This window comes from Rothia sp. HMSC065B04 (assembly GCF_001812285.1).
GTDB lineage: Bacteria > Actinomycetota > Actinomycetes > Actinomycetales > Micrococcaceae > Rothia > Rothia mucilaginosa.
In genome coordinates this window covers 46,712-61,904 of record NZ_KV808411.1, presented here as the reverse complement: position 1 = coordinate 61,904, position 15,193 = coordinate 46,712, and the positions used below count along the sequence as shown (strand labels likewise).

General features: G+C 57.7%; 15 protein-coding genes and 1 other RNA gene. All 16 read right to left on the bottom strand.

The window, feature by feature from the left end; all coding sequences use genetic code 11:
* Positions 1–66 precede the first annotated feature (66 nt).
* Positions 67–666 carry a hypothetical protein gene (locus tag HMPREF2845_RS08845; RefSeq protein ID WP_070543750.1) on the bottom strand — a complete coding sequence of 200 codons (600 nt, stop codon included), beginning with the start codon at positions 664–666 and terminating at the stop codon, positions 67–69.
* A gap of 1,241 nt (positions 667–1,907) precedes the next feature.
* Positions 1,908–2,280: a transfer-messenger RNA gene (ssrA, locus tag HMPREF2845_RS08840) on the bottom strand.
* A 345-nt stretch (positions 2,281–2,625) separates the two neighbouring features.
* Positions 2,626–3,522, bottom strand: a complete 897-nt coding sequence (locus tag HMPREF2845_RS08835) for a DUF4190 domain-containing protein (protein ID WP_070634494.1) — start codon at positions 3,520–3,522, stop codon at positions 2,626–2,628.
* Between the two features lie 237 nt (positions 3,523–3,759).
* Entirely contained in the window at positions 3,760–4,224 is a 465-nt protein-coding gene (locus HMPREF2845_RS08830; protein ID WP_070634493.1) for a DUF4190 domain-containing protein, read from the bottom strand.
* Between the two features lie 127 nt (positions 4,225–4,351).
* Positions 4,352–4,846 carry an SsrA-binding protein SmpB gene (gene smpB / locus HMPREF2845_RS08825; RefSeq protein ID WP_070634492.1) on the bottom strand — a complete coding sequence of 165 codons (495 nt, stop codon included), beginning with the start codon at positions 4,844–4,846 and terminating at the stop codon, positions 4,352–4,354.
* Between the two features lie 19 nt (positions 4,847–4,865).
* Complete coding sequence (gene prfB / locus HMPREF2845_RS08820) at positions 4,866–5,993, bottom strand: peptide chain release factor 2 (RefSeq protein ID WP_049327697.1); 1,128 nt, start codon at positions 5,991–5,993, stop codon at positions 4,866–4,868.
* A gap of 198 nt (positions 5,994–6,191) precedes the next feature.
* Positions 6,192–6,752, bottom strand: a complete 561-nt coding sequence (locus tag HMPREF2845_RS08815) for a pilus assembly protein TadG-related protein (RefSeq protein WP_083308755.1) — start codon at positions 6,750–6,752, stop codon at positions 6,192–6,194.
* Positions 6,715–7,236 (bottom strand): pilus assembly protein TadE, encoded by a 522-nt coding sequence (locus tag HMPREF2845_RS08810; RefSeq protein ID WP_083294477.1) that lies wholly within the window; start codon positions 7,234–7,236, stop codon positions 6,715–6,717. The genes HMPREF2845_RS08815 and HMPREF2845_RS08810 overlap by 38 nt, the downstream gene beginning before the upstream one ends.
* Entirely contained in the window at positions 7,202–7,657 is a 456-nt protein-coding gene (locus tag HMPREF2845_RS08805; protein WP_049344011.1) for a TadE family protein, read from the bottom strand. The genes HMPREF2845_RS08810 and HMPREF2845_RS08805 overlap by 35 nt, the downstream gene beginning before the upstream one ends.
* Positions 7,657–7,884: a hypothetical protein gene (locus HMPREF2845_RS08800; RefSeq protein WP_005505403.1), complete on the bottom strand. Its 228-nt coding sequence runs from the start codon at positions 7,882–7,884 to the stop codon at positions 7,657–7,659. Before HMPREF2845_RS08800 ends, HMPREF2845_RS08805 begins: the two co-directional genes overlap by 1 nt.
* 108 nt (positions 7,885–7,992) lie before the next feature.
* Positions 7,993–8,925 carry a type II secretion system F family protein gene (locus HMPREF2845_RS08795; RefSeq protein ID WP_049345773.1) on the bottom strand — a complete coding sequence of 311 codons (933 nt, stop codon included), beginning with the start codon at positions 8,923–8,925 and terminating at the stop codon, positions 7,993–7,995.
* Positions 8,922–9,776, bottom strand: coding sequence for a type II secretion system F family protein (locus HMPREF2845_RS08790; RefSeq protein WP_070634491.1), 855 nt, complete (start codon positions 9,774–9,776; stop codon positions 8,922–8,924). Before HMPREF2845_RS08790 ends, HMPREF2845_RS08795 begins: the two co-directional genes overlap by 4 nt.
* Positions 9,776–11,038, bottom strand: coding sequence for a TadA family conjugal transfer-associated ATPase (locus HMPREF2845_RS08785; RefSeq protein ID WP_070634490.1), 1,263 nt, complete (start codon positions 11,036–11,038; stop codon positions 9,776–9,778). The genes HMPREF2845_RS08790 and HMPREF2845_RS08785 overlap by 1 nt, the downstream gene beginning before the upstream one ends.
* 492 nt (positions 11,039–11,530) lie before the next feature.
* A complete protein-coding gene (locus tag HMPREF2845_RS08780; protein WP_044150294.1) occupies positions 11,531–12,304 on the bottom strand; it encodes an ABC transporter ATP-binding protein in 774 nt (257 codons plus the stop codon).
* A gap of 4 nt (positions 12,305–12,308) precedes the next feature.
* Entirely contained in the window at positions 12,309–13,190 is an 882-nt protein-coding gene (locus HMPREF2845_RS08775) for an ABC transporter permease (protein WP_012903227.1), read from the bottom strand.
* The gene (locus HMPREF2845_RS08770) at positions 13,187–15,193 is read right to left on the bottom strand and encodes a glycosyltransferase (protein ID WP_070634489.1); all 2,007 of its coding nucleotides are present in this window, start codon (positions 15,191–15,193) and stop codon (positions 13,187–13,189) included. The genes HMPREF2845_RS08775 and HMPREF2845_RS08770 overlap by 4 nt, the downstream gene beginning before the upstream one ends.

The window sequence follows — 15,193 nt, the reverse complement described above, 5'->3', positions numbered from 1 at the left end:
GGCTTTCCGGTAAGTGGAAAGCCGCCGCCTCGCTGTGTATCGCTATGAGAGCAAGCGTTGCCAGTTTTAGGACAGCATCGTGAGGGTGCCGAGCAGACCCAGCAGGCTCAGACCCGAGATGATGTACGCCAGGATGTTGAAGGTCGTCATCTTCGAGGTGTACTTGGTGGTGTGACCGGCGTTCACCTTCGCCGAGTAGATGGCAAGCCAGATGGAAACGCCGACCGGAATCAGGCCCACGAGCAGCAGAGCAATCACCATGATGTTGGGGCTCAGACCGGAGCTATACGCAGAGGAGCTGTAACCGCGGGAGTTGAGCGTTGCTTCAGAGTGGAGTGCCGCGACCTGAACCCACGCGTAGAGGGTCAGTGCCAGGGCGCCCAGGGAGGCGCCAAACGCGCCGATGGAGTAGAAGTAGCCGGGGCCGCGGAAGTCGCCGGTGGTCTCGCCGTAGGGGCGGCGGTATTCAGCAGGTACCCGGTAGATGTCCGGGATGCGCTGGTAGCTGTCGTCGCGGTCGCGCACGTTAGCGGGTGCCACGCCCAGGGCGGGGCCACCGGGTGCGGCGCCGAGGGGAGCGCCGGGTGCTACGCCTGCAGGTACCGGCTGCGGGGAGTTTGCGTTGCTCTGCTCCGGGAAGGAGGGGGCGGGAATCTGGTTTTCCATGGTGTGTCCTTGAGTGGTCGTCATAGTAGCTACCGCATCGTAGCGGTGGTGCGCCTATAAGCGACTTTTGGGTTGCTCTCGTACGTTGCCGATGAGGTTGAATGAACAGCCGACACCGAACAACGATATCTACCCTTCGATACTACGGCATAGGGTGCGTTTTCGTCTTCTCTGATGACGTTCTCATTACAATGCGGTCACCTGAGCACCCTCCAAGCACGCAGGCACGCCCCGAGTGACACCGAAATTGGGCATAAAAATACCCGGCAGGTGACACCGTGGGGCGTCCTGCCGGGTGGTAGAAACCTAGCGCGGTTCCTCCTCTTAGAAACTTCTAAGCGATGTTTTACTTGCTAGGTCCCTTAGGGAACTTTGAATCACTCTCAAGCGTCCTTCTGGCTGCAAAAGTGACCAAAAGACCTCCTAAAATTGCACTTAGAATTGATACTGGATTAAAGAACTCCCCGTCTCTGGCAAATGAGATAATCACCCAGAACACCGGAACAATAGTGAGAAAAAATCCTAGTGTAAATATATTCTTCGTACGCATTGGACCTCTCCCAGATTAAAGAGTGCAGGACACTGCTGCAACAGCTAGCGCAAAGGCAATTAGTGCCGGACCTCCAATGGCTTTTCCAAAACCACCAACGAATGCTGGCCCTAAAGCTCTTGCAATCGTGGAAGCAGCTAACCCCCGATTCCAAGCAGAAATTGCGGTTGTGATTGCATTCCCACGTCACATAGTGATGTATCTTACATCACTACTCAGCAGTCTATCAGAGAGTCTCGCCAGATGTAACACGTAAATTTACATTACATGAAAAATATGCTTCTTCTGTCATGCACGCTCTCAGTGTCGGGTCCGCTGCCGCATCTAATCGCGCGGTCGAGGCCCATGATGGTGGCCACCACGCCGTCGATCTTCTCGGTGGATTTTTCTTTGTAGGGTTTGATGGTCCCGGCAGGGTCGGTGCGGATGAAGATGTTGTCCGTCTAAACCTTTCGACGCCAGCCCATACTTTTTGACGTTAGCCCAAACTTTTTGACGCCCAACCCACGAGCACGCCGGTACACCCCAGAATGAACCAGCAATACAGACTGACAATTGGGCATAAAAATACCCGGCAGGTGACGCCGTGGGGCGTCCTGCCGGGTGGTAGAAACCTACCGCGGTTCTTCCTCTGGATTGGAACCGATAATCACCGCCGCAAAACCGTGAAGGTGAGCGGGCGGTTGGGAGATCGTGGAGATGCGGGGAATCGAACCCCGGTCCGATGTGGCGTCAACGGGGCTTCTCCGTGCGCAGTTTATGCGAACGCTACTTTTCGGCTCCGGTACTTGCATAAACACATATACCGACGAACCTAGTCACGTAAAAGTCCCGCTAACCCCCGCAACAAGGGCTAGCAGCAGTGGCCTTTTAAGTCGATGCCGGTAACTGAGCCAAAGGCATACTCAGGCCGACAGACGGCAACTCGCGCTTAGGCAGCGAGTGCGAAGTCAGTGCGCTTAGATTCTGCACTTAATTTTTTGCAGAGGGCGTTAACGAGATAACCCTGCATCCTCGGCACGCTTCACCCATCTCAACTCACATCGTCGAAACCGATCATCCCCCTATGCTTTTATCAAAAAGCCCACCGTCTTCTGAAAGTTTTCCTCGACATACCTTGATGCCGCGGTGCCATTCAAACACGGTAGAGATTCAGTATATCTAAGATGTTTAACGGCGTGCAAGTCCCCTACCCACGCACGCGCAGCGCTCTCGCTGACAGAGAACGCTACCAGAGAAGAGTGCTAGCGCGCCTCCGCCACCGAAACATCCGCCGCCGCTCGCACCAAAAAACACGGCGAGTGCAGAAAATCACGGGCACAGAAAACGGGGTGAGGCGCCCCAGAATATCTGGGATCCTCACCCCGTTCGCGTACCGCACTGGGTAGCCAAAATTAGGCGGTCAAACCTTAGTGGCGCGCAGAAACAGTCATGCGGTTGTTCGGGTTGTCACCAATCTGGCAGATCACGTTACCGTGACCGTCCTCGGTACCAACCTCAAGGCACTTCTGAGTGGTCTGATAGAAAGAAATGAATACGAAAAGCATACAAATCGAAATCAGGACAGACACCGCACCGGTGATAATACCGGTCAGCGCGAATGCCTTACCCGCGCCAACTTCCTTAGTCTTCTTCAGGGACAGCACACCCAGAATGATTGCGGCAATACCCAGCAGAGCGCCAAACACGAAGAAACCGGTCAGCACAGCCGCAATACCGAGAATCATCGCCGCCAGCGCCATGCCGGGAGCCTTCTTCGTCACGGGAGCCGCATACGGGTAACCCGCGGGCTGGCCGTAACCGTAAGCATCCTGCTGGGGCTGCTGCTGGTAAGAGTTCTGCTGGTAGTTGTAGTCAGCGGGCTGTGCCTGGTAGGAGGCGTCCTGGCCGTAACCGTACTGGTTCTGCTGAGCAGGCTGCGCCTGGTAGGAAGCGTCCTGACCGTAGCCGTACTGCTGCTGGCCGTAAGTGTTCTGAGCCGAAGCGCCCTGAGCCGCAGCGCCCTGGGCGGAGGTGCCCTGAGCAACGTTCTGACCGTAAGCATTCTGCGAAGAGGGCTGCGCACCGAACTGACCGTACTGGTTCTGCTGGGTCGAGTTCTGCGGAGTAGCGTTCTGCTGCTGTGCCTGGCCGTAGGTGTTCTGAGCGGATGCGCTCTGACCGTAATCCTGGCCGTAGGTATTCTGTGCCGAAGGAGCCTGGCCGTAATCCTGACCGTACGAGCTCTGGGCGGAAGAATTAGGCTGCTGAGCAGCGTAGGGGTTCTGTGCGTTCCCCTGGTTGTTTCCGTAGTTATTCTCAGACATCCGTCGTTCTTTCCTTCACAGTTGCAGCGAACAATTTATACTCGCCCAACGCACCATTGCGCGCTGAGTTCGGTTCCATTATATAAATAAGCCGTCATTTGGGTCATCTGTGAAGTCCAAGATTCCAGAATCATCCCCCAGAATCCATCAATCGGGCAGAATCAGCGCAGAAAAAGAGCAAGGGACCGAATAGTTCAACACTATTCGGTCCCTCAAGCTTCAAAGACTCAATGCGATTTAACGGCGGTACATCTTGTACTCATCGGGGCTCATCGTCATGGTTTCACCGTGAATGGTGCACACATAGTTACCATTCGAATCCTGCACAGCGTTCTCAGCGCAGTCGCTGAGCATGCCCATGCCAATCAAGCCCAGAATCAGCACAACAACAGCAACAATCATGCCCAGCGCGCCGGTGACAATACCACCAATCGCCATGCCCTTACCGGATGCGGTACCGTTCTTCACCTTCACCAGGGCAACAATACCCAGAATCACGCCGACCAGGCCCAGCACGCCACCGAAAATCAGCCAGCCAGACAGCAGACCAATAATACCCAGAATCAGCGAAGCAATCGCCAGAGCCGAGCTCGGAGTCGGCTGGTAGCCGGGGTAGCCGCCCTGCATGTTGTATGCGGGTGCCTGCTGCGGTGCGGGGATGAACTCGCCCGGGTTCTGCTGGTAGTTCGGGTTCTCAGACATGTGTCTCCTCAAAAACGTATGGTGCTCGCGGTACACCGCGAATTTTCAACCATTATACGCGAGGAACCGCGCCCCGCCCCTACAGGCAGTCACCGAACCAGCGGTGCATCCCGCCGTTGCCTCAGCCCTAGCCGAGGTTGCGGTAACGCATCGCGCGGCGCGCCTCCAGGTCATCCTGACGCTCACGCAAAGCCTGACGCTTATCATACTCACGCTTACCGGTCGCCAAAGCAATCTCAACCTTCGCACGACCATTCGAGAAGTACATCTTCAACGGAACCACCGTGTAACCGGTCTCCTTCAGCTTCTGCGCCAGCTTATTAATCTCAGAACGATGCAGCAGTAGCTTACGGCGACGACGAGCCGCATGGTTCGTCCACGTACCGTAACCGTACTCCGCAATATGAATACCCTCGAGCCACATCTCGTTATCGGTCACCTGGCAGAAACCATCCACAATGGACGCCCCACCATCACGCAGAGACTTCACCTCAGTACCCAGCAGAACAATACCCGCCTCATAGGTATCCACAATGTTGTAGTTGTGGCGAGCCTTCTTATTCTGGGCAATAATCGCGTTATTCGGGTCCTTCTTCGCGTCTTTCTTCTTTTTCTGAGCCATCACTCAATCCTTATACGTCTTAGCTCTCTTCAGCCGCGCGCCCCGAAGCACGCCAGCGAATACCAGCATCAATAAAGGCGTTCAAACCGCCATCCAAAACATTAGAGGTATTACCCTCCTCATAGCCGGTACGCAGATCCTTCACCATCTGGTACGGATGCAGAACATAGGAGCGCATCTGATCGCCCCAGCTTGCCTTAATATCACCGGCAAGCTCCTTCTTCTTCGCGTCCTCCTGCTCCTTACGCAACAGCAACAGGCGAGACTGCAGCACACGCAAAGCCGCCGCACGGTTCTGCAACTGCGACTTCTCATTCTGCATCGACACCACAATACCGGTCGGCAAGTGAGTCATACGCACCGCCGAATCCGTCGTATTCACCGACTGACCACCCGGGCCCGAGGAGCGGAACACATCCACCTTAATCTCAGACTCGGGAATCTCAATAGCATCCGTCTGCTCAATCAGAGGAATCACCTCAACCGCCGCGAACGAGGTCTGGCGGCGGCCCTGATTATCGAACGGCGAAATACGCACCAGGCGGTGAGTACCCGCCTCCACCGACAGGCGACCAAAAGCATACGGTGCGTTCACCTCGAAGGTCACCGACTTCAAGCCCGCCTCCTCAGCGTAGGAGGTGTCCAGAACCTTCGTCGGGTAGCCGTTCTTCTCCGCCCAACGCAGGTACATGCGCAGCAGCATCTCCGCAAAGTCAGCGGCGTCCACACCACCGGCGCCCGAACGGATCGTCACCACAGCCTCACGCTGATCGTACTCACCCGACAGCAGCACCAGCACCTCTAGCTCTTCCAGCTTGGCGCGGATCTCACCGCACTCACGCTCAGCATCAGCGAGCAGCTCGGCGGCAGTCTCCTCATCCTCCGCTTCGGCAAGCTCCACCATCACCTCAACATCATCAATGCGAGAAGACAGCGAACGCAAACGGTTCAGCTCTGACTGCTTATACGACAGTGCACTCGTCACCTTCTGCGCGTTCTCCACGTCATCCCACAAATCGGGCGCGGCAGCCTGCGCAGACAGGTCCTCAATGGCGCGCTCAATCCCCTCAATATCGCTCACAGCAGCAATAGAGGTGAAAATCGCGCGAAGCTCTTTAATCTCAGCAGAAAAGTCGAAGGATGCCATAGCTTTTAACACTATCGCGAAACTGCCAGAAAGTCCCGCCGTTACAGTCCGCAACAGCCCACAGCGCAGAAGGATGGGGCATACAGAGGGCAGAAGCCGCGCAACGAAGACATAAAAAGGCATAAAACGAGGGCACATCCGCTAGCCGTTACACTACCTTGCGGATGCGCCCTCGCAGTCTATGGGGCTCAAACGTCTCTAATCGGTGGACGGGCCCTGGCTCGTCTTCAAACGCGACGAACCGTGAGCGGTTACCTCAATACCATCAGGCACCAGAATCGACAGCAGCGGCGGACGAATACGAGCCGACAGGTACACGTGCACACTGTGATCAGAATCCACGGACACGTTCTCCAGACGCAACGCCTGAAAATCCTGCCCCGGCTGAACCTCAGCCAGGTACGCACTCGCGTACTCCCACGCCGCCGAACCACTCGCTTCATCAGGAGTGCGCATCGTGCGGGTAATCGAGTTCGCCTGAGCATCCGCCATATCCTGCAGATGCTGAGTCTGCAGATACGCACCCGTAATCGCCACCGTCACCGAACCGATGAGCAAAAGCAACGCCAGCATGCCCACAATCAGCGGGGCAATGCTGCCCTCTTCCGGGTCTGAGGCGACCGGGTCAGCGGCGAGGCGGTCTGAGGCGATCGGGTCAGCGGCGAGCGCCCGGCTCTGCGCACGGGCTCGAATCTTCATGTTGGCACGAGCCAGCAAACCATTAGGAATCAGCATGACCAGACCCCCAACTCGTCGCATGAGAACTCACCGGAATCACGCCGCCACCCATAAACGAAGGCAGAAGCGGAAGACGCGCCTGAACCGTCACCGTGGCGTACGCCTTTGTACCCGAGACGCATTCCCCCGACGCACAGCTCAACGACACGCTCACATCGGAGGGCTCAACCCCGTAATCCGCGGCAGCATGCACCGCCAGACGCTGAGCCAAATCCGGGCCAACCGACGAGTCCTGCGGCTGCTCCTGCACATACAGCACCACCTGGGCGCTCGCCGCATGAGCCGCCATCACCGAAGACTGCAAGCTAAAAATCGTCAGAATGCCGTAGAGCACCGGGATGAGCAAGGTAATGCCCAAACCCAGGAACTCCACAATGGCGCTACCCTCTTCAGGGGTGTGCTGGTTAGAAAGAGGCCGATCAGAGCGGCTCTTCAGGCGTTCCTTCACCCGCTGCCGAAGCGAAAAGCCACTAATCACCGGAACGATGCTCCGCATAAATCGCATGCCCCTTCACCTCAATAGAATCCGGAAAACCCCACGGGCCCAGCACCGGCAACGGCGACTTCACCGTCACCTCCAAAGTGCGCACACCCGTAGAATCACTACTCTGACGGTACGAAATATTCTCAGCATACGAAGACGGAAGAACCCCCTCAATCATCTGACGGGTACGCTCCATGCCCTCCTGCGGAGTGCGGTCACGCATCGTACCGTAACGTGCCCCAGCCGCCGCAGCATCCACCAACATGGTTCGTGCATACAGGGCGAAAGAAACCTGCAGAATCGCCATAGTCAGCAACACCAACAGCGCACCGACCATGACGAATTCCGTGCTGGCATCACCGCGCTCGCTCTCCTCCACAGAATATTCCGCGGAGGATAGCTCAGCGGCAGTCAGCTCAGAAGCGATGCGGGGCTTACGCATTACTGGTGAACCAGAGCAATCGCATCGTTGAACATCTTGGTCAGAGCGGGCTGAGCAATCGCCAAGATAGCGGCAACCAGCACGGCGCTCATCATGGTGATCATGACCCAGCCGGGCACGTCACCGCGCTCGGGGTCATCCTGCTTGTTCTTCAGGCGCAGAGCCAGCACGGATGCGATAGCCAGGGCAATCAGCACGGTGAGGGTGGTGCGGAAACGACGGAACATGATTTTCTCCTTCAATCAAAGGGTGTAGTGTGTGGTTGGTGCGGCGCGCCGGGCAATCAGCCCAGCCCACCGCGGTGCAGCCGGTACGGTGTGTACCCGCCGCAAAATCTAAAAGTTCAAACGCATGAGCGACAAGCCCGGGAAGACCGCAAAAATCACCGTCAGCGGCAGGATAAAAAACACCACCGGGGCGAGCATCGCAATCTCCTTCTTACCGGCTGTTTCCATCAGCTCACGCTTAGCGTTATCGCGCACATCCTGAGCCTGCGCACGCAACACATCAGCCAGAGGGGTACCGCGCTCAATCGCAACAGCAATACCCTCAACGAAGCGGCTCAACGCCGGAACGCGAGTACGCTCCGCAAACTCCTGCAGCGCGCTCAGCAGCGAAACACCGGTGCGGGTCTGCGCCAAAATCTCAGAAAACTCACGAGCCAACTCGCCGCGAGAGGTCAAACAGATACGCTCCAGGGCCGCCAGCGCCGACTCGCCCGCTGTCACCGACAGAGCCATCATCTCCGCCAGCGCCGGGAACTCAGCAACCAGCTGCTTCTCACGCTTAGTCACCGCCTCACCCAGCCACCAGTCACGCGCCAGAAAGCCGCTCAAACCGCTCACCAGCACCAGCACAAGAGCCACCAGGATGGAGAAACGCTCCTGCACCACGCCAATGACGGTCAGCGCACTCATGACGGTCACACCGGCAAGAGCCCACAGCAGCTGCTCAGCACGAAACGCGCTCACACTCTGCGAAGAGCCAGCACGACGCAGACGCTCCTGCACCGAACTATCGCTCAGCGACGAGCCACTCAACGACGAAGACAGCGAACGCAGAAGCGGCGCGCAGAACGCCGAAATCGCCTCCAACAGGCTCGGCTCGCGGCGCTCCTGCTCCTTCAAAAGCGACTCACGTAGAGTCTCACCGCGCAGCTGCGACGCCACACGATCAGAGAACGAAATACTGCGAGTATTCAGCACCGATGAGAGAATCAGACCCACGCCGGTCGCCAGCAGCAGACCAAAAATCAGAGGCAGATTCATCCGAAAACCCTCCGTTCACGCGGCAACTCACCAATACGCAGCATCAGACGATACGCCGCCAAAGAAATAGCGGCACCGGCAATCATCAGCATCGCACCGGCAAACGAGTTATACACCATGCGCGCGGCAGGCTGAGTCGCCATCAGGCACAACACAAACCAGGGCGCCACGCAGGAAAGGCGAGCCGCATTCACAGTCCACGACTGACGCGCCAGAAGCTCCGAACGGGTACGCGCATTCTCACGCAGAAAATCACTCAGCGTACCCAGCAGCTTACCCAGGTCCGAACCACCCACCTCGCGGGCAATTTTCAACGCCTCAATAATGGTGTCCGCCACCGGGTCAGAGAGATACTCCTTCAAACGGTTCAGCGACTGCACGAACTCACCCGACGCACGGTAATCACGCGAGAAATGGGCAAAGGCATCACGCAGCTCTTCCGGGCCGCGGTACGAGAGCTGAATCAGCGCCTCCGGCAGGGACAGACCCGCGCGAATCGCAGAACGCAGGTGGTCCACAGCATCCGGCCACAGCTGCCAAATACGGGCATCCGCCGCGCGGGCACGATGATTCACGACCACGCGAGGCGCCACAAAACCACCAATCAGGCCCAGCAGACCCAACGGCAGAAGCTGAGTGACCATCAGCAACAACACCGAGGCAGTCACGCCGCTGGCAACGCTCACCCACATGAACGTGCGAGGCGTCAACGAATGCATGCCCGCCTTACGCAACGCCACGACCAGCGCCGGGTCGTTACTCGGCTTCGGCGGCTTGCCGTTATCAGGAAAGCAGGAAAGGTAAATCAGGCAGACGCCCAACCCCAAAATCAGGCTCAGAAACAGAGGCATTACTGACCCGCCTTCGCCGCAGCCAGCACCTGCTCGGGGCGGTGACCGGCACGAATCCAACGGTCCGGGTTCGGCAGCTCCAACGCCACACACATCATCTGACCGTCACGGCGCACAAACAGCGGGGACATCTCAATCACGCCGTCCTCAACGCGGCCGCCCAGCATGCTGATCTCTTCGACCTGGCGCTGACCGCGCGAATCGCGGCCGCAATGCACCACAATGTCAAAGCAGGACGCCACGGTCGGCACCACGAACGCCGAGGAAATATTCTCGCCCGCCAGCAGCGGCAGGGTACAAATCTTGGTCACCGCGTCACGCGCTGAATTCGCGTGAATCGTGCACATACCCGGCAGACCCGCGTTGAGCGCAATGAGCATATCCAGGGACTCCGCCTCACGCACCTCACCGATAAGGATGCGGTCCGGGCGCATACGCAGAGCCTCCTTGACCAGGCGGCGCAACTCAATCGCGCCGGTGCCCTCGAGGTTCGGCTGGCGGCATTGCAGACCCACCACATCGCGTAGCGGAACCGCGAGCTCAAAGATTTCTTCGCACGTAATCACGCGCTCACGCGGAGGAATGGATGCCGACAGGCAGTTCAGCATCGTGGTCTTACCCGCCTGGGTTGCGCCCGAAACGAGGATGTTCATGCCGCTCTCCACCGCCGCGTGCAGTAGGGACGCCGCGCCGGCACTCAGCGAGTTCATGCGCACCAGGTCGGGCAGGCGGCGGGCACGCACCACGAACTTACGGATATTGATGCTCGTGTGCCTGCGAGTAATATCCGGAATCACCGCGTGTAGGCGGGAGCCATCCGGCAGGGACGCATCAACAAACGGGGAGGAAAGGTCCACACGACGACCCGAAGGCTTGAGCATGCGCTCCAGCAGGCTATTGATCGCCTCGGCGCTCAGGTGCAGACCGGTCAATTCGCTTTCGCCGTTGCGGGCGATAAAGATTTCATCGGGAGAGTTGATCCAGATTTCTTCAACGCTCTCATCATCGAGGAACGGCTGAATCACGCCGAAGCCGCAGATTTCATCGTGCAGGCGCTGAATCACGGATTCACGGTCACCCAAATCCGGCAGGGAAATGCGGGCGCGCCGCTGCTCATAATCGTTCAGGTGCTCGTCAATGAGCCCGCGCACCGCATGCTGGTCCTCGTGCGGGTCCAGGCTGCGGTGGCGCATTGCCTCACGGATATTTTCTTCGAGCAGAGTTAGATGCTCCGCCCGGGTATCCAGTACGGTGTTCTCCATTGAAGTGATCCGATGCTGTGTGGTGTGGTTGTGTGGAATACGGTGAAGCATTGATACATCAATGCCACCATCACCCTACCCTCAGCGCATCAAATTTATCAAAATGTAATAAAACACCCCTTAATATTTACGAGTATAGTATTTGGGCATTTTTGATGCCTGGAATTGCGCATATCGTTACCCAACGTGCACTAAAATTCAAAGTGCCTAGTCAGCTGTGACTTGCAGAACAGTTGCAGGTACACCCCTCGAACCGCTCACCGTTAATCACTGCCATATTGCACTCGGTGTACACGTAACATTTCGTCTTAAAAGCCGCAGCCTCCCCTAGTAAAACGCAAGAACCCTACCCAGCAGCAGCACCTTCCCGGGCACAGCTTTCGGGCGCTCCTTCCCGTGCGCAACTTTCGGGCGCTCCTTCCCAGGCACAGCAAAGGGGCGTGCACTCCCCCAACGGGAATACACGCCCCATCACAAGCAATCACCTAGCGGTTAGTCGCCGCCACGAATCACCTTCACAGCTTCCTTAATCGGACCGTCAAAACGCAGGTTACCGTGCTCCAGCACCACGCCGCGGTCACAAATCTTAGACACCAAATCCAGGTCATGGCTCACCACGGCAAGAGTCTTACCGGCAGAGCACAGCTCCTGAATCTTCGCAATACACTTCTTCTGGAACGGCTCATCGCCCACCGCAAGAATCTCATCCACCAGGAAGATATCCGGGTTCGTATGAACCGCAACCGAGAATGCCAGACGCAGGTACATACCCGAAGAGTAGAACTTCACCTCGGTATCGATAAAGTCGTGAATCTCAGCGAAATCCACAATCGAATCGAAGGAAGCCTCAATCTCCTCCTTGGACATACCCAAGATCGCGCCGTTGAGGTACACGTTATCGCGGCCAGTCAGATCCGGGTGGAAACCAGCGCCCACCTCAATCAGACCCGCAATATTGCCGCGAGTGAGAACCTCACCCTCATCGGCGCGCATCACGCCAGAAATCATCTTCAGCAGCGTGGACTTACCCGAGCCGTTCAGACCCAGAAGAGCCACACGCTCACCCTGACGAATGTCCAGGCTCACGCCGTTGAGCGCATTGAACTTCTCCGAAAGATCACCCTTGCGGCCCTTAATCAGCCACACAAAAGCTTCCTTCATCGAACGGGTGTGGCGCAGAACGAAGCGCTTCACCAAATTCTCCACGTGAATCACCACGGGAGCGTCCGGGCTCACCGGCGGGAACTCAAGCTTCTTAATATCCACAGAATCAGAGCTCCTGGGCGAAGTTGCCCTCAAACTTACGGAAGAGCAAATCACCAATCAAAACGGTCAGCAGAGAAATACCAAGGGCAATCGGAGTCCAGAAGCTGAAAAGATGCGGAACCACCTGCGAAGCAGGAAGCGCCAAATCCTCAGGACGGAGCGTCGGATGCCAGAAGCCATAGTGGAACAGCTCCACCGCAACGGTCAGCGGATTAAGCATGAACACGTTGAACACCCACGGATAGAGAGTGTCACGCACCATGGTCCAGGAGTACAGCACCGGCGAGAACCAGGTAGCCACCATCAGCAGCATGTCCACAATGTTCTCCGAATCGCGGAAGAACACGTTCGCCACACCGAAAATCAAACCCAGACCATAGGACAGCATCATCACAATCAGCATGCCCGCCAGAATCGACCCAAACGCCAGGAAGGTCGGGGACCAACCCACCAAGAAGCAGGCCAGCAGCATCACAGCAATCTGAGGCACAAAATGCACCAGAGCCACCCACACCGTCGACAGCGAGAACAGCTCACGCGGCAGGTAAATCTTACGAATCAGCGCGCTGTTAACCACCATGGCGCGAGCACCATTACCAAAACCCTCCGAGAAGAAGTTAATGGCAATCATGCCCGAGAACAGGTACACCGCATAGTTGTGCATACCGCGTTCCAAGCCAAGGAACATACCCATGGCAATGTAGAACACCAGGAACTGCACACCCGGCTTAATGTACGACCACAAAATGCCCAGCACCGAGCCGCGGTAGCGGACCTGGATTTCCTTATCGACCAGCAGTCGAAGCAGGTAGCGGTTCTTCACCGCATCCAGGATGCCGCGCCCACGGCCGGGCGCCTTCAGGGGAACAGACTTCAGATCGTTCATCGGGTCAGCTCAGAATCCGTATGCTCAGCGAAGGTCTTAGCCCACGCATCGTAGGAGGCAACCTCAGCAGCCTTCGAACGGTACTGCTCACGCAGCTTATCCCAACCGGTCACCAGCTGAACGTGCAGCTTAGCGGCCTGAGCCAGCTTCGACTTGAGCTGCTCGGGATCGCGGCGGTACCAGAACAGACCGGTACCCTCAGCGTTAGTCGCCAGAGCCGAATCGAACTTCGACAGGGTCCACCAGTTGGTCTCACCGTAGTTCAGCTGAATCTGCGGGTGAGCCTTCGCCTCTTCACTCACCGGCTTGAGCAGCTGACGAGCAACAGTCTTCGCGGTCCAGGAAGCAAGCTTCTTGTAACCGGGGGACGCAAAGGCGCGGCGGCCACGGAACGGAGGCTTCTTCGTCTGGATAGCCGGGAAATCATCCACGTTCGGCTTCACCTGAGACTCCGGGTACTCCTTAGCCATCGCACGAATCACCGGCAGACGCTGCGAGAGCGAGGGGTGCAGGTGCTCGGGGCCGGAGAGCAGATCCTCCAGCGCCATCAGGCGGCCAGCCTCGGTGTAGTACTGCATGGACAGGGTGTGCTTGACGTCCAAGAACAGGGACTCCAGCAGCACGCGGCCACCCTTATCGAAGGGCGAGTGCAGCAGCGCCGTAATGAGGCGGTTGCGCTCGTGGTAGTACGCCTGCCAGCCGACCGAGTCATCCTTATCGGTCCAGGACACGTGCCACACGCCCGCACCGGGGAAGGACACGGTAGCGAAGCCCGCGGCCTTAGCGCGCAGACCGTACTCAGCGTCATCCCACTTCAGGAACAGGGGCAGAGACAGACCGATTTCCTTGATGACGGTGGTCGGGATGAGGCACATCCACCAGCCGTTGTAGTCCACGTCCACGCGGCGGTGCAGCCAGGGGGTGTTACGCAGGTTGTGGTGACCCAGGTTGTGACCCATCGCCATGTCATCGTGCGGCTTAGCGTAGAAGTTACGCCACGGGTCAACAACCTCACCGAATGCGTGCAGGACCGAACGGTCGAACATGTCGAACATGTGCGCACCCACGATGGTGGGTTCCTTGCAGTAGTTCGCGAAGGTCACCATACGCAGGATCGACTCGGGCTCAACGATAACGTCGTCATCGAGTAGCAGCACGTAATCGGAACCGTTGTTGACAGCCTCGAACATGCCGCGCGAGAAGCCACCGGAACCACCCAGGTTGCCCTGGTTGATAATACGGAACTTACCGGAGAGGGGCTTGACGACCTCTTCGAAGTCCTCGTGGTCCTGCACCTTCTGGGTGCCCTGGTCCACAATCAGGAACTCGTGCACGGCATCGAAAATCTCGGGGCTCTCACCCAGAGCACGAATGTTGTTGATGCAGTACTCCACCTTGTTCATGGTGGTAATCTGCACGGTTGCCTGACCAGCCTTCACGTCTGCGCGGGGCTCAATGTCGCCCAGCCAGTTCGCTTCAATCAGCTCAAGGTCGCCGGTGCCAGCCAGGTCGAACCAGTACCAGCCGCCGTCACCGAACGGTGCCAGGGGCAGGGTGAAGGTGTTGGTCTCCTCGCCGGAGAGCAGCTTCGCATCCACGCGCTGGATCACGCCACGGCCATTGGACTTGTACACAATGACCATGCCCTCGCCGCGAGTCTGAACGCTCAGCACGACCTTCTGCAGGTCAGTCCAGCGGCGCCAGTACGAAGCGGGGAACGCATTGAAGTACGTACCGAAAGACAGGCTCTGGCCCGCGTTCACGGTGATGGAGCGGCGGCTGTTCAGGCTGTTCGCGGCATCACGGTTCGCGCTAGCGTTCGATACAGACTGACCGGAGGTGTTCATCGCCTCCGCAATGGAGGTGGAAGCGTCGCCGTCAATACGGGTGGGCAACTGAACGCCGGTTGCGACACTCGCGTCCACGTACAGGGGCACGACGTCAGTCTCAACCGCGCTCGGGAAAATAACCCGCTGCAGGTTCTTCAAAGTCTTATCAGCCAT

Coding starts and splice junctions, on each gene's coding strand:
- HMPREF2845_RS08775 (WP_012903227.1), bottom strand. CDS start 13,190: ATGAACGATCTGAAGTCTGTTCCCCTGAAGGCGCCCGGCCGTGGGCGC.
- HMPREF2845_RS08815 (WP_083308755.1), bottom strand. CDS start 6,752: ATGCGACGAGTTGGGGGTCTGGTCATGCTGATTCCTAATGGTTTGCTG.
- HMPREF2845_RS08835 (WP_070634494.1), bottom strand. CDS start 3,522: ATGTCTGAGAATAACTACGGAAACAACCAGGGGAACGCACAGAACCCC.
- HMPREF2845_RS08770 (WP_070634489.1), bottom strand. CDS start 15,193: ATGGCTGATAAGACTTTGAAGAACCTGCAGCGGGTTATTTTCCCGAGC.
- HMPREF2845_RS08845 (WP_070543750.1), bottom strand. CDS start 666: ATGGAAAACCAGATTCCCGCCCCCTCCTTCCCGGAGCAGAGCAACGCA.
- smpB (WP_070634492.1), bottom strand. CDS start 4,846: ATGGCTCAGAAAAAGAAGAAAGACGCGAAGAAGGACCCGAATAACGCG.
- HMPREF2845_RS08800 (WP_005505403.1), bottom strand. CDS start 7,884: ATGTTCCGTCGTTTCCGCACCACCCTCACCGTGCTGATTGCCCTGGCT.
- HMPREF2845_RS08810 (WP_083294477.1), bottom strand. CDS start 7,236: ATGCGATTTATGCGGAGCATCGTTCCGGTGATTAGTGGCTTTTCGCTT.
- HMPREF2845_RS08795 (WP_049345773.1), bottom strand. CDS start 8,925: ATGAATCTGCCTCTGATTTTTGGTCTGCTGCTGGCGACCGGCGTGGGT.
- HMPREF2845_RS08830 (WP_070634493.1), bottom strand. CDS start 4,224: ATGTCTGAGAACCCGAACTACCAGCAGAACCCGGGCGAGTTCATCCCC.
- HMPREF2845_RS08785 (WP_070634490.1), bottom strand. CDS start 11,038: ATGGAGAACACCGTACTGGATACCCGGGCGGAGCATCTAACTCTGCTC.
- prfB (WP_049327697.1), bottom strand. CDS start 5,993: ATGGCATCCTTCGACTTTTCTGCTGAGATTAAAGAGCTTCGCGCGATT.
- HMPREF2845_RS08790 (WP_070634491.1), bottom strand. CDS start 9,776: ATGCCTCTGTTTCTGAGCCTGATTTTGGGGTTGGGCGTCTGCCTGATT.
- HMPREF2845_RS08805 (WP_049344011.1), bottom strand. CDS start 7,657: ATGCGTAAGCCCCGCATCGCTTCTGAGCTGACTGCCGCTGAGCTATCC.